This is a genomic window from Yersinia vastinensis (assembly GCF_044905075.1).
In the GTDB taxonomy this organism is placed as follows: Bacteria; Pseudomonadota; Gammaproteobacteria; order Enterobacterales; family Enterobacteriaceae; genus Yersinia; species Yersinia vastinensis.
The window spans coordinates 3,673,606-3,686,996 of the sequence record NZ_CP173260.1 but is presented as its reverse complement, the minus strand read 5'-3'; the positions used below and the strand labels follow the sequence as shown (position 1 = coordinate 3,686,996).

The following is a 13,391-nucleotide window of genomic DNA, read 5'->3' as shown; positions in this document are numbered from 1 at the left end:
CCTGACAGGAGGCAGTATGTGGTTCAGTGCCCTTTCGAAAGCCGGTGGGTTGTTGGTGATAAGCGCCGTGCTGGTGGCTTGCACCGTGGTGGATTTGGATGAAAACGGCAAGCCGATTCTGCCGGTTGATCCCAATGCGGTCGTCAGTGACTACAACCAACCACCGGACAAAGTCGCCGCCACTATTTGGGTGAACAAAGTGATGCCGTTTGCCAACACTAATGCACTCAGTTGGCAACAAGTGAAACAGCAACAAAACCAGCCAGCAACAGGGAAGAATAGCCAAAGCCGTTTTGTGCGCTTTAGCGGCAAAGTGGTCGCAGTAGAAACAGAAGGGCGGGAAGGCATGATGAAAGTTGCTATCGATGGTGACGAGCAAGTGCTGCAATTAGGCCCTATCGTTAAAGGCAATGCGATTCGCGATGCGTCAACCTTTATCCGTTTCGAGGATTTTAAAAACCAAGTGCAATACGCCCAGCTCTCTAAGGCATTAAGTAAGCGGGCTTTGCAGGATGTGGCAAAACCTGATGCCAGTTGGGTTGGGCAGCAAGTCGAGGTCTTGGCTGCGGTGACATTAACCCCAACGAACCTGAGTAATGCGGTACCACTCAGTTTGAATAAGGAGGGCCACTAATGGACCACAGACCTGACATTGTCATGCGTGCTGAGGACATTTCGATGCGTTTTCCTGGCACATTGGCATTAGATGCCGTCAGTTACCACGTATATCGCGGCAAAGTGAATGTGATTATTGGTGAAAATGGTGCTGGAAAATCAACCCTGATGAAGATTTTGGCCGGTGTGCAACAACCAACATCTGGGCAGATCTATTTGAACGAGCAGCCAGTAACGATTGCCAATACCCGCGAGGCCGCCGCACTCGGTATCGGCATGGTGCATCAGGAGCTGAACTTGTCTGAAAACCTCAATGTCGCGGAAAATATTTTTCTGGGGCGCGAGATTCAGCAAGGGCTGAAACCGATTAATCAAGCCGCGCAGGAATTGATTGCTGAACAACTGATGGTACGCCTTGATCAGGCCATTTCACCCAAAGAAATGGTGTCGAACCTGAAAGTCGGTCAGCAGCAACTCATTGAAATTGCCAAGGCTCTGGCAGAGCAGGCGGACATTTTGATTCTGGATGAACCGACCTCGGCACTGAGCAAAACCGAAGTCGATATTCTGTTTCGGGTGATTCGTGAGCTGACCCGCCAAGGTGTGTCCATCATCTACATTTCACATCGGCTGGAAGAGCTGATGGCCATTGGTGACTACATCACTATTTTGCGTGATGGGCGCTTTCAAGCAGAGGCGGCGGTCAAAGACATTGATGTGCCGTGGATTGTCCGTGAAATGTTGGGCAGTGATCCAGTCTCCAGCTTCCTTCATCCGGGCCGGACCTTCGGCGCGCCAATGATGGAAGTGGATAACGTTACTTTAATCAATGAATCCGGTAACACGGTGGTGAACCAAGTTTCGCTTGCCGTTCGCGCAGGTGAAATTGTTGGGATTTATGGCTTGATGGGGGCCGGGCGTACCGAACTGTTTGAATGCCTACTGGGTACTCAGCAAAACTATCTTGGCACCATCCGGCTTAATGGCACCGCGATTAATGCCAGAACCTCAACAGCGGAGCGCATCCGTCTTGGCATGAGTTTGGTGCCAGAAGACCGTAAAAAAACCGGCATTTTCCCTGTTTCCTCGGTTGCGAACAACCTGACTATTTCCAGCTTATGGCGTCGGCTGAAACACCGCTTTGCCATCTGGCAAGAGAGTGAGTCGCAGGTGGTAGCATCGGTGATTGGCGACTTGTCGATCAAAGTCTCCTCGCCAGAGGTGGAAATTCAGGCACTCAGTGGCGGTAACCAGCAAAAAGTGGTGATTGGCCGTTCATTGCTGACCAGCCCGAACATTTTACTGCTGGATGAACCGACGCGGGGCATTGATGTCGGTGCAAAAGCCGATGTGTTTGAAATGATGGTGAAACTCTCTGAGCAGGGAATTGGCATTCTGTTTTCCACCTCAGATCTGAAAGAAATCATGGCGGTATCCGACCGCATCTTGGTGATGTCGAACGGCAAACTGACGGCGAATGTTTCTCGTCAGTCGGCCAGTGAATCGGCATTGGTTACGGCAAGCGCACAAGGGTTTGAATGATGAAAGCAACAACTGGCACTGCGTTGGCGAGTCACCAGCCCGGTGGAGCGTCGTGGTCACGGGAAAACATGCTGCTGCTTCTGCTAAAGATGCGCACTTTTATTGCCTTATTCCTGATCCTGGGTTTCTTCTCGGTGATGGTTCCGGGGTTTCTGGCGACGGGCAGCCTGATCATTATGGTGAAGCATATTGCTATCAATGCTTTCCTCGCCTTGGGGATCACCTTTGTCATTATCACTGCCGGTATTGACCTTTCTATCGGGGCAACTTTGGGGCTATGCGGCATGATTGCCGGCTGGATGATTACCCAAGGCATTGTTTTACCAATGTTTGGTATTGCCATCTTCCCGAGCGTTTGGGTCGTGGTTCCGGTGGTATTGGTTATCGGGGCGCTGATTGGTGCGGTCAATGGTTGGATCATTACCCGCTATAACGTCGCTCCTTTCATCTGCACTCTCGGCACCATGTATGTGGTTCGCGGCGCGGCAATGCTGATTTCCGGCGGTGAAACCTTCCCCGGTTTACAGGGAAATCCGCAATTAGGGAATACCGGCTTTGATCTGTTGGGGTCAGGCACGCTGCTGGGATTGCCGATTGCTATCTGGATTATGTTTATTCTGGCGCTGGTCATTGCTTATGTTGCACGCCGCCTACCTTTTGGTCGCCATGTCTATGCCATCGGTGATAACGAACGTGCCGCAGAGCTGTCTGGTGTCAAAGTGCGGCAGGTCAAAGTATGGGTATACACCATCTCCGGTTTTTGCGCCGCGATTGCTGGGATCATTGTTTCTGCTCAACTGGTGGCTAGCCACCCCGCCAATGGCAGTGGTTTTGAGATGAATGCGATTGCTGCCGTTGTGCTTGGTGGGACCTCTCTGGCTGGGGGCCGGGGTACCATTTTGGGGACACTGATCGGTGCATTTGTTATTGGTATTTTGGCTGATGGGCTGGTCATGATGGGGGTCAGCGAGTTCTGGCAAATGGTTATCAAAGGCATCGTGATTATTGTGGCCGTTATTATCGATCAGATGCAAAACCGGATGCAGCACAAGGCCGCGATTGTCTCGCAAAAGGCGACTGTAGTGCCGCAAGTGGGGAAAAGCGAACAGGCATAAAGCGCGCATGGTTCAAAGGGCCATTGCAACCTAAGTACCACCGCAACCTGAGTACCACCGAACACAACAGATCTCATGCCGGAGAATCATTTCCGGGCAGGCTTGATGAAAGCTATTTTTTAGCATCATTAAGAATAAATATTCCTAAGTGAGTAAAAATTCACTGATGGATGATAAATAAAGAGAGGTAATGTCATGAATCCGTATTCACTGTCAGTCGATGAGCTGGTGAAAAAGGCGCGGGCTATCCGTCGCCGGATTGTCCTGCTTAATGCGAACAGCCCCGCAGGGGGGCACACCGGCGCTGATCTTTCGCAAGTAGAGATTCTGACGGCACTCTATTTTCGCATCCTCAATTGCGCGCCAGACCGGCTGACCTCACCTGAGCGCGATATCTATGTGCAATCTAAGGGACATGCTGTCGGCGGTTATTACTGCTGTCTGGCGGAAGCCGGTTATTTTCCTGAAGAGTGGCTGGCAACTTATCAACATGCCAATTCCCATCTGCCGGGTCATCCAGTCAAACATAAAACCCCCGGAATTGAATTAAATACCGGAGCGTTGGGCCATGGCTTACCTGTCGCGGTAGGTATCGCGTTGGCAGCAAAACGCGCTAACAGCAAACGTCGAGTATTTGTCTTGACCGGTGATGGTGAACTGGCGGAAGGCAGTAACTGGGAGGCTGCGTTAGTGGCTGCTCACTACCAGCTAGACAACCTCATCATCATTAATGACAAAAATAAACTCCAACTGGCAGGCACCACGAAATCCATTATGAATACCGATCCGCTGGCAGATAAATGGCGGGCATTTGGTCTGCATGTCACGGAGTGTCAGGGCAATGACATGCAATCAGTCGTGGAAACACTGGAGGGGCTGCAATCCAAGGGTAAACCGAATGTGGTGATTGCCAACACTGAAAAAGGTGCCGGTATTTCCTTTATTCAAGGGCGTGTGGAATGGCATCACCGGGTGCCGAAAGGCGCTGAAATTGATCTGGCACTGGAGGAGTTGAGCGATGAGTAATGCAGAACATTTGGCCTCAGTGATGGTCGAGCAATTTATAAATGCCGTTGATAACGGCGTGGATCTGGTCCCTGTTGTGGCTGACTCAACCTCAACGGCGAAAATTGGGCCTTTTATGGCTCGTTTCCCTGACCGAGTAGTGAATGTCGGGATTGCCGAGCAAGCCATGGTAGGTACGGCGGTAGGGTTGTCCATGGGCGGTAAAGTGGCCGTGACCTGCAATGCCGCGCCATTCCTGATTTCACGCTCCAACGAACAACTTAAAATTGATGTTTGCTATAACAACAGTAACGTCAAACTGTTTGGTCTTAACTCTGGTGCCAGTTATGGGCCACTGGCGAGCACTCACCACTGTATCGATGATATCGCTATCTTACGTGGCTTTGGCAACATTGAAATCTATGCACCCTCTGACCCACAAGAGTGCCGCCAAATCATTGATTATGCCTTGGCACATGTGGGGCCAGTCTATATCCGTCTGGACGGTAAATCTTTACCGCCGCTTCATAGTGAACACTACCAGTTCACTCCCGGCCAAATTGATGTTTTGCAGCAAGGGCAGGATATTGCTCTGGTAGCAATGGGTTCTACAGTGCATGAGGCTGTGAGTGCAGCAGCCATACTGGCAGACAACAATGTTTCTGCTGCGGTGGTCAATGTTTCTTCGATTCGCCCGTGTGATACTCAGCAGCTGTTAGCCATCCTCCAAAATAGCCAGCGGGTGATTACCATCGAAGAACATAATATTAATGGCGGTGTGGGTAGTCTGGTGGCTGAAGTCCTGGCCGAAGCGGGGAGCGGTATTCCTCTGGTGAGATTAGGTATTCCTGACGGTGGTTACGCGATTGCTGCCGATAGAGCGGATATGCGTGCCTATCATGGTTTTGATACGGCAGGCATTGTGGCTCGTGCTCTGCGGTTCTGCCGAGGAGAGTAACTATGTCGTTGAGTAGGCAGGCAATGTCGTCACCGATTATTTTGGCTATTGATGAAGGCACCACCAATGCGAAAGCCATTGCTGTGGACACTGCTGGGCAGATTTTGGCGAAAGCGTCAGTTCCCCTCCAGTTGGATCACCCAAAGCCTGGCTGGGCACAACAGGATCCACTCGCCATCTGGCAAGCCGTTTCTTTGGCTATTGAAGGCTGCCTAAGCCAGTTAGTCGGTGTGCGAGTTGCTGGCGTTGCTATCAGTAACCAGCGTGAATCTGTGCTTATTTGGGAGCGTGAGACAGGAGCGCCACTGACTCCGGTGGTGAGTTGGCAGTGTCGGCGATCGGAGACTTTTTGTCAGGCTCTGAGCCAATTACCCGAAGCTGCCATGGTTGCCGAACGCACTGGATTACCGATTGATCCTTTGTTTCCTGCGGCCAAAGTCCACGGCATGTTGGCTGAAATTCCCCAAGGTGTCGAAAGAGCGGCACATGGTGAGCTTTGTGTGGGCACGATTGACTGCTGGCTGACTTGGCAACTCAGTGGTGGTCAAAGTTTCTCAACTGACTTTTCCAATGCCGCCCGTACCCAGTTATTTAATATTCATTCAGGCCAATGGGACCCTGACCTGTTGGCGCTCTTTGGGATTCCGAGCCTTTGTCTGCCGGCGGTTTTACCTTCGGCGGCTATCCACGGGCATACGGGCAATACCGGTATCATCGGCCTGAGCCAAGGCGTGCCGATAGTGGCACAAATTGGTGATTCACATGCCGCGCTCTACGGTCAAGGGGGGGATCGTGCAGGTGAAGTCAAAGCCACCTATGGCACGGGTTCTTCTTTGATGACCACGGTGAAGCAAGCGAGCGCGCAGAGTCATGGTCTGAGCACGACCATCGCTTGGCATGATGGTGAATTACGCTATGCCCTTGAAGGCAATATCACTCACACCGGCTCCGGGGTGGCGTGGGTTTCGCGCATGTTAGGGATGACCGATTTAGCCTGTTTAACTGAAATGGCACAAAGCCAGCCGGGTAATCAAGGGGTCTACTTTGTTCCAGCATTATCCGGATTGGGAGCACCTTATTGGGACAGTCAGGCGCGTGGGTTATTTTGTGGCCTGACTGATGCCACTACGCCAGCGGTACTGGCCCGTGCCGGGCTGGAATCCGTCGCCTATCAAATCGCAGACGTCTTTTTTGCTATGGAGCAGGCTGGCCATCACCGCCTTGAACGACTACGTGTTGATGGCGGCGCGACCAGCAACCACTGGCTGATGCAATTCCAGGCCGATTTACTTCAACGTACCTTAATACGTAACCACACCGCAGAAGTGTCCGCACTGGGTGCGGCTTATTTAGGGGGGAAAACCCTTGGCTGGTGGCAGGATAGCCAGCAACTGGCGGCACTCCCCCGAGAAGTGGAATACATCGAACCGCGCGCTCAAAGTGCGGAGATGCAAGATAACTATAGCCTCTGGCAATCGGCCATCGCGCGCGCGCGTTTTCAGCCGAAATAACCCACACTAGGAGTAAGCATATGTCAGCAATACCTCGTAAGTTAACTTTTGCTGTGATTATCGGCAATCGGGGGTTCTTCCCCAGCTATCTCGTGGCAGACGCGCGCCGTGATGCTCAGGCACTGTTCGACCGCTTGGGAATTAACACTATTATGCTCAATGAAGAGCAAACCCCATTGGGGGGAGTAGAAAATTGGCGCGATGCTAAAGTATGTGCCGAATTATTCCGTAAGCACAGTGAAGAAATCCACGGTGTCGTGGTTATTTTGCCCAATTTTGGTGACGAAAAAAGTGTCTCTGACGCCATCCGTCTTTCTGGTCTTAAAGTGCCAGTATTGGTACAGGCAGAAGAGGATGCACTGGATAAAATGGGGTTGGCGACACGCCGGGATAGTTTCTGCGGCAAAATCTCACTTTGTAACAACCTGCGCCAATACGGTATCCCATTCACTTTGACGAAACAGCATGTTTGCAGCTTAAACAGCGAGATTTTCAGTCGTGATGTTGAACAGTTTGTGCAGCTATGCCGCGTTGTTCATGCCATGAAACGGGTACGAGTCGGGGCTATAGGTGCTCGCCCAACAAACTTTAATACCGTGCGCTACAGCGAGAAACTGTTAGAGAATTTAGGCATTACGGTTGAAACCCTCGACTTATCTGAAGTTTTTTTCCGGGTTGCCAACCTCAGTGATAACGACATTCGTGTTGGTGAAAAACTGGCATTGTTAAAAGCCAATGGAGATACCAGTGCTATTCCACAAGATAAATTGCACAAAATGGCAAAATTATTTGTGGTTATCAGTGAATGGATTATCGCCAACGATATTGATACGACTGCCATGCAGTGTTGGACATCATTGCAACAAAATCTGGGTATTAACGTTTGCTCCATCATGAGTGTGATGTCCGGGCAACTCATGCCAAGTGCCTGTGAAGTGGATGTTATGGGAGCATTATCGATGTATGCACTGGCTAGTTGTTCGCTGGCGCCGGCCTCTATTGCTGACTGGAATAATAACTTTGGTGCTGAACGTGATAAGTGCGTACTGTTCCATTGCGGTAACTTTGCCAGTGAAAGTTTGGAAAGTTCGACCATGGGTACTGCTGATATTATTGGCACCACCGTGGGGTGTGAAAATACCTGTGGTGCTGTCCATGGCCGAATGAAGTCTGGGCCATTGACTTATTTCCGCCTATCCTCCGATGATTTTACCGGTCAAGTGCGAGCTTATGTAGGAGAGGGGCGCTCTGTCAGTGATGAATTAGACACTGTAGGTTGTCGTGCCGTGGTTGAAGTGCCACAATTGGAAAGTTTACTTACCCATATCTGCAATAATGGCTTTGAACACCATGTGGCGATGAATCATTCAGCCACCGCTCAAGTGCTGCAAGAAGCATTCAGCAAATACCTCGGTGTTGATTGCTACTGGCATGCGAAGTAAGCGCTCGCATCACTATTATCCCGCGCCAAGGAGGGTGCGGTTGACTGTATTGCCATCTTTCAAGATGCAGAGTTGTCGGCTGCCATGGTTTACCCTAGCCATTGAGTTATCCCAACACCTTGTGCCCATTCAGTTGCCACCTACCTACAATCTGAAATCTATTGGCTCTGCAATGTGATTTCGCTATAACAGTGTCTCGGCAGTTAATCTGTCGGTAATCAAGACATCTATATAGTGACCCGTTAGTGCGCCGCGAATAGCTGCACTTTTACCCACCCCACCCGCTAGCGCCACAACTCGTGGGCAGGCGCGCAATTGTGGCAATGACATACCGATGACTGGGTCTTCTTCATCGCTGAGCACCGCGTTACCTGCCGCATCAAAATAGTGTAGGCATAAATCACCTACCGCACCGCGCTCGGCCAATAATTTCAGCATCTCTTCATGGTAATAGTTACCGGAATTTTTCAGCAGTTGTGATGGCTCTAGATCGCCGATACCGACTAACGCCAGATCTACTTCTGCAAATTTATTCACTACATCAGCAACTTCACCGCTGGAGATCAAACGTGCACGATCTTCTGTTGAACGTTCAATACTTTGTGCGGGTAGTAAGTAGGCAGGACAATTTAAAATGTTTGCCAATGATTGGGTCAATAATGTGGCTTGAACGTTACCGTTGGGGCCAACACCGCCCAATAATTGGATAACGCCGCTGGCTTTGATGTTAAGTGGGTGAAGATTATCCACCATCGCTCGGATAGTGCTACTCCAAGAAGAGATACCCACCATATCGTTTGGTCGAATACTGGTTTGCATATAGTGGGCGGCAGCAGAACCGATAGCTTGCTTGATTTGTGCTGGGCTGGCGTCATCCGCAATATCTACCACTATGGCCTGGTCAATACCATAATGTTTTTGAATCTGTGATTCGATACCAATAAACATGTTAGCGGGCTGGATAACACTGATTTTCACCACACCCTCTTTGACACAACGGGTTATCGCACGGGACACAAAAGATTGAGATAAATGTAAGCTGTCAGCAATTTCGGATTGCTTCATTCCTTCGGTGTAATACAGCGTGGCTATCTTCACCAGCAACCTTTGCTCATCTTGTCTTGACATGGTTCCATCCCGCTAAATACCTGATGCTGATATTTTTATTCAAAGCCGAATAAATAACAAGCAGTACCCAATTCACACCTAACCTGTTATTGCTCTTTAGAATCATCCTTTGACAAGTTTTCTTCTGGGGCTTTCTCACCTTCAGGTTGGTCTGGTGGTGGCATAATGTCGTGGATTAATTGTTCATCAAAGCTTGGGTTTAGCGCAGAAGAGAGGGGAGAACTCACTAAACTGTCTGGTATTGCCATATGTGGCACAGGAGCATCGTTAACAAATTCATCTTGATCTTGTTTCACGGTTCGGCTGAATGCGATGAGGCTTAAGCCACAAAGAGAGAAGAAGGCATACAGAATATTGCCACCCAGAGGCGCAATCAGCGCCCCAACAGCAAGTGGCCCGATACTTGCGCCTACCCCGAATGACATCAGTAAACATGCCGCTAGTGAGACTCGCCGTTCGGGTGCAATCAGGTCATTGGCCAGTGCCACAACCAAGGGATACAGCGTGAATTGCAACATGCTGACGATAAAGCCCAACCCTAGCAGAAAATGGAACGATATATGGGGTACCAGCGCTAGTGGAAGTGCGGTTAATGCCAGTAATAGTGCGTTAATGCGAATTAAGAGAGTGCGGTTATAGCGATCTGACAGCCAGCTGAGTGGAAGTTGGGCGACTAAACCGGCAAAAATGGATAACGCCATAAACAGACCGGTTTCCTGAGTCGAAAGTGATTGCAGGCTGGCATAGACGGGCGCCAAGCCGTAAAACGAACCGACAATCATGCCAATAACCAATGTTGATGCCAGAATTTTGGGGATGGAGCGGATGAAAAATTTCAATTCCATCGGTGCCGGAGACATCTGCTGGGCATTACTGCGAGTGGTCAGTGCGACAGGCACCAAACAAAGGGCAAAAAACAGAGCAATAATCATCAACGTGCTTAAACCCAACTCGGGTTGAAGCATTAATACCACCTGACCCAATGCCATTCCGGCATAGGTTGCCGCCATATAAAAACCAAATACCGTGCCGCGCTGATTAGACTCAGCCTGATCGTTGAGCCAGCTCTCCAATACCATAAATTGGCACATCATACAGAGGCCAATAATCAAGCGTAGAACCACCCATGCGGGGATATATTCAGTCAGGCCATGACTTAGCACTGCTGCGGTAATAATGCCCGCACAGGCAACATAAGCCCGAATATGACCCACTCGTGCAATCAGGAAGTGGCCGACCTTGCCACCGATAACCAAACCAATATAGTTTGCGGCAATGATTGACCCAATGAGTGCACCTGAGACATTAATGGCGGTCAGACGTAGTGAGATATAAGTGGTCAGCAAACCTGAACCCAACAACATCAGCACGGTCGCACTATAAAGTGGGAAGAAGGCGTTAAGAATTTTTTTCACTGTCACGTCCTTAGTTCATCATCCCGGATAAAATGCCGGAACTACAGATGTCGCCAGCCGCATCCTCTTTATTTTGATACTAACAGCTGAGCCTCTGAGGTAAAGCTTTGTACGGAAAAGAACTTTCTTTCATAGCACCTTGCGAAGCGCTTCGCACAACTGAGCGCTGTTGTCGCAGCAAGCAAAAGAAGTGCTACTATCTGCAACAGAAAATCTCATTTGAGTCGGGGGAGCAATGAGCGAGAAACTGTTACGTCAGCTTAGTATTGCGGTGGGTAATAAGCTAAAAGAGCGTGCTGCTTGGGTGACTTGTGCTGAGTCTTGTACGGGAGGGTGGGTTGCGAAAACACTGACTGATATCGCAGGCAGTTCAGCCTATTTTGACCGTGGTTTTGTGACTTACAGTAATCAGGCAAAACATGATTTACTGGGTGTAAAAGAAAATACACTGGCAAATTATGGTGCGGTGAGCGAGAACGTGGTGCAAGAAATGGCTCTGGGCGCATTACGAGAAGCGAATGCAGACTTCGCGATAGCCATTAGTGGCATTGCCGGGCCTGATGGTGGTTGTGCGAAGAAACCAGTAGGTACGGTATGGTTCGCTTTTGCAACGCATGAAGGTTTGGTTGTTGCCAATAAACAGTTTTTCGAGGGTGACCGCGATGCTGTGCGGTTGCAAGCAACTGTTTTCGCACTACAAACACTATTAGATGATTTTCTGTAAAAATAGGCTTGATACTGTATGATTGTACAGTATAATTAGCGGTAATTTCCTGCACAAAACAACATTCAGTGGTGATGACAGGGGTAACCCGGCATACCAGAGAGGGAGTAAAAATGGCTATTGATGAGAATAAACAAAAGGCGTTAGCAGCAGCACTGGGCCAAATTGAAAAACAATTCGGCAAAGGCTCTATTATGCGTCTTGGCGAAGACCGCTCAATGGATGTTGAAACCATTTCTACCGGTTCTCTTTCTCTTGATATCGCATTGGGGGCGGGTGGCCTGCCAATGGGGCGTATTGTTGAAATCTATGGTCCTGAATCATCAGGTAAAACAACGCTGACTTTACAGGTTATTGCCGCTGCCCAGCGTGAAGGCAAAACTTGTGCATTTATCGATGCTGAGCATGCTCTTGATCCAATTTATGCTAAAAAATTAGGCGTAGATATTGATAATTTGCTGTGTTCTCAGCCGGATACCGGTGAACAAGCGTTGGAAATCTGTGATGCATTGACTCGCTCTGGCGCTGTTGATGTCATCATTGTTGACTCCGTTGCAGCATTAACACCAAAAGCTGAAATTGAAGGTGAAATTGGTGACTCTCATATGGGCCTGGCGGCACGTATGATGAGCCAAGCTATGCGTAAGCTGGCGGGTAATTTGAAGAATGCCAATACCTTGTTGATCTTCATCAACCAGATTCGTATGAAAATCGGTGTTATGTTTGGTAACCCTGAAACCACCACTGGCGGTAACGCACTTAAATTTTATGCCTCGGTACGTCTAGATATCCGTCGTATTGGTGCAGTAAAAGAAGGTGATGTGGTTGTAGGTAGCGAGACTCGCGTCAAAGTTGTGAAGAACAAAATTGCAGCGCCATTTAAACAAGCTGAATTCCAGATCCTGTACGGTGAGGGTATCAATATTAATGGCGAACTTGTTGATTTAGGTGTTAAGCACAAGCTGATTGAGAAAGCGGGCGCATGGTATAGCTACAACGGCGACAAGATTGGTCAGGGTAAAGCGAACGCCAGTAACTATTTAAAAGAAAACCCAGCGGTAGCTGCTGAGTTGGATAAAAAACTGCGTGAGATGCTACTCAACGGTGGCAATGGTGAACAAGCTGCAACGACAGCAGCATTTGCCGATGAAGCTGATGAGACAAGCGAAGAGTTTTAATTCGTAAGTTTTGACCGAGTTTACACGGTAACCCATTAATAAACGGCTCACTTAGTGGGCCGTTTTAGTCAGTGGCGAAAAGCACCGGTAACGCCGCCGCAACTTTGAGAAGAAAGATGTTACCCAAAGTCATTGGCGTTGCAGCAAGGCCGCAAATGAATGAATCCCGATGAGCTGACAATGGTCAGTAATTCGGGTGAAAGAGTGTAGCTAACACCGCTGCAACTTCAAGTAAGAAGGGTAATTATGAATGACTTACTGAGCCGAGCTATGAGACTTCTTTCTCAACGCGACCATAGTGAGTCTGAACTGCGCCGCAAACTTGCGGCGCAGCCATTCTCAGCAAAAGGCCATTGGGGAAAACGAGCAGACGGTGGGAATAGTGAACCTGTCGAGGACATTGCTCCAAAAGTTATCGAACAGGTTATTGCTTACTGCTACCAGCATAATTGGCTAGATGATTCCCGCTTTGCTACCAGCTACCTTAATAGTCGCAGCCGTAAAGGATATGGCGCACAGCGTATCCGTTCTGAATTGATGCAAAAGGGTGTCGATAAAGAACGAATTCAGGCTGCTTTTGAAATTAGTGAAATTGACTGGTGTATGCTCGCAAAAGAGGTTGCACAGCGAAAATTCGGGGAAATTTTACCTGTTGACTGGAAAGAAAAGGCTAAGGTTCAGCGATATCTTCTTTATCGTGGCTTTTTTCAGGAAGAAATTCAGTCTATTTACAGGAATTTTGTCGAATGAATGCACAC

12 protein-coding genes are annotated in these 13,391 nt (G+C 49.2%); 10 read left to right on the top strand and 2 right to left on the bottom strand.

Features of this window, described 5'->3' with window-relative positions:
- Positions 1-16: 16 nt before the first annotated feature.
- The 7 genes from ACIOG0_RS17170 (at position 17) to ACIOG0_RS17140 (ending at position 8,188) form a co-directional block, all read left to right on the top strand.
- On the top strand, positions 17-634 hold the full coding sequence (locus tag ACIOG0_RS17170) for a DUF2291 family protein (RefSeq protein WP_050100202.1): 618 nt from the start codon (positions 17-19) through the stop codon (positions 632-634).
- The gene (locus tag ACIOG0_RS17165) at positions 634-2,157 is read left to right on the top strand and encodes a sugar ABC transporter ATP-binding protein (protein WP_050100200.1); all 1,524 of its coding nucleotides are present in this window, start codon (positions 634-636) and stop codon (positions 2,155-2,157) included. The genes ACIOG0_RS17170 and ACIOG0_RS17165 overlap by 1 nt, the downstream gene beginning before the upstream one ends.
- Entirely contained in the window at positions 2,157-3,272 is a 1,116-nt protein-coding gene (locus tag ACIOG0_RS17160) for an ABC transporter permease (protein WP_050100198.1), read from the top strand. Before ACIOG0_RS17165 ends, ACIOG0_RS17160 begins: the two co-directional genes overlap by 1 nt.
- A 195-nt stretch (positions 3,273-3,467) precedes the next feature.
- Positions 3,468-4,298: a transketolase gene (locus ACIOG0_RS17155; RefSeq protein WP_050100197.1), complete on the top strand. Its 831-nt coding sequence runs from the start codon at positions 3,468-3,470 to the stop codon at positions 4,296-4,298.
- Complete coding sequence (locus ACIOG0_RS17150) at positions 4,291-5,235, top strand: transketolase family protein (protein ID WP_050100195.1); 945 nt, start codon at positions 4,291-4,293, stop codon at positions 5,233-5,235. Before ACIOG0_RS17155 ends, ACIOG0_RS17150 begins: the two co-directional genes overlap by 8 nt.
- A 23-nt stretch (positions 5,236-5,258) precedes the next feature.
- Positions 5,259-6,746, top strand: a complete 1,488-nt coding sequence (locus tag ACIOG0_RS17145; protein ID WP_050295891.1) for an FGGY family carbohydrate kinase — start codon at positions 5,259-5,261, stop codon at positions 6,744-6,746.
- A 20-nt stretch (positions 6,747-6,766) separates the two neighbouring features.
- Positions 6,767-8,188, top strand: a complete 1,422-nt coding sequence (locus ACIOG0_RS17140) for an L-fucose/L-arabinose isomerase family protein (protein ID WP_050100194.1) — start codon at positions 6,767-6,769, stop codon at positions 8,186-8,188.
- A 183-nt stretch (positions 8,189-8,371) separates the two neighbouring features.
- Here the strand turns inward: ACIOG0_RS17140 and ACIOG0_RS17135 are convergent, their stop codons facing one another.
- Positions 8,372-9,316 (bottom strand): sugar-binding transcriptional regulator, encoded by a 945-nt coding sequence (locus tag ACIOG0_RS17135; RefSeq protein ID WP_050100191.1) that lies wholly within the window; start codon positions 9,314-9,316, stop codon positions 8,372-8,374.
- An 86-nt stretch (positions 9,317-9,402) separates the two neighbouring features.
- Complete coding sequence (locus tag ACIOG0_RS17130) at positions 9,403-10,731, bottom strand: MFS transporter (RefSeq protein WP_050100189.1); 1,329 nt, start codon at positions 10,729-10,731, stop codon at positions 9,403-9,405.
- 235 nt (positions 10,732-10,966) lie between these two features.
- Between ACIOG0_RS17130 and pncC the strand changes: the two genes are divergently transcribed.
- From pncC to recX, 3 genes are all read left to right on the top strand, one after another.
- The gene (gene pncC, locus ACIOG0_RS17125; RefSeq protein WP_050100187.1) at positions 10,967-11,455 is read left to right on the top strand and encodes a nicotinamide-nucleotide amidase; all 489 of its coding nucleotides are present in this window, start codon (positions 10,967-10,969) and stop codon (positions 11,453-11,455) included.
- A gap of 113 nt (positions 11,456-11,568) precedes the next feature.
- Positions 11,569-12,633, top strand: coding sequence for a recombinase RecA (recA, locus tag ACIOG0_RS17120; RefSeq protein WP_050100185.1), 1,065 nt, complete (start codon positions 11,569-11,571; stop codon positions 12,631-12,633).
- Positions 12,634-12,879: 246 nt separating this feature from the next.
- Entirely contained in the window at positions 12,880-13,383 is a 504-nt protein-coding gene (gene recX, locus ACIOG0_RS17115) for a recombination regulator RecX (protein ID WP_050100184.1), read from the top strand.
- Positions 13,384-13,391 lie beyond the last annotated feature (8 nt).

Bases quoted from the DNA above. Each gene is read 5' to 3' on its own strand.
- ACIOG0_RS17170 (WP_050100202.1), top strand. From the start codon at position 17: ATGTGGTTCAGTGCCCTTTCGAAAGCCGGTGGGTTGTTGGTGATAAGC.
- ACIOG0_RS17165 (WP_050100200.1), top strand. From the start codon at position 634: ATGGACCACAGACCTGACATTGTCATGCGTGCTGAGGACATTTCGATG.
- ACIOG0_RS17160 (WP_050100198.1), top strand. From the start codon at position 2,157: ATGAAAGCAACAACTGGCACTGCGTTGGCGAGTCACCAGCCCGGTGGA.
- ACIOG0_RS17155 (WP_050100197.1), top strand. From the start codon at position 3,468: ATGAATCCGTATTCACTGTCAGTCGATGAGCTGGTGAAAAAGGCGCGG.
- ACIOG0_RS17150 (WP_050100195.1), top strand. From the start codon at position 4,291: ATGAGTAATGCAGAACATTTGGCCTCAGTGATGGTCGAGCAATTTATA.
- ACIOG0_RS17145 (WP_050295891.1), top strand. From the start codon at position 5,259: ATGTCGTCACCGATTATTTTGGCTATTGATGAAGGCACCACCAATGCG.
- ACIOG0_RS17140 (WP_050100194.1), top strand. From the start codon at position 6,767: ATGTCAGCAATACCTCGTAAGTTAACTTTTGCTGTGATTATCGGCAAT.
- ACIOG0_RS17135 (WP_050100191.1), bottom strand. From the start codon at position 9,316: ATGTCAAGACAAGATGAGCAAAGGTTGCTGGTGAAGATAGCCACGCTG.
- pncC (WP_050100187.1), top strand. From the start codon at position 10,967: ATGAGCGAGAAACTGTTACGTCAGCTTAGTATTGCGGTGGGTAATAAG.
- recA (WP_050100185.1), top strand. From the start codon at position 11,569: ATGGCTATTGATGAGAATAAACAAAAGGCGTTAGCAGCAGCACTGGGC.
- recX (WP_050100184.1), top strand. From the start codon at position 12,880: ATGAATGACTTACTGAGCCGAGCTATGAGACTTCTTTCTCAACGCGAC.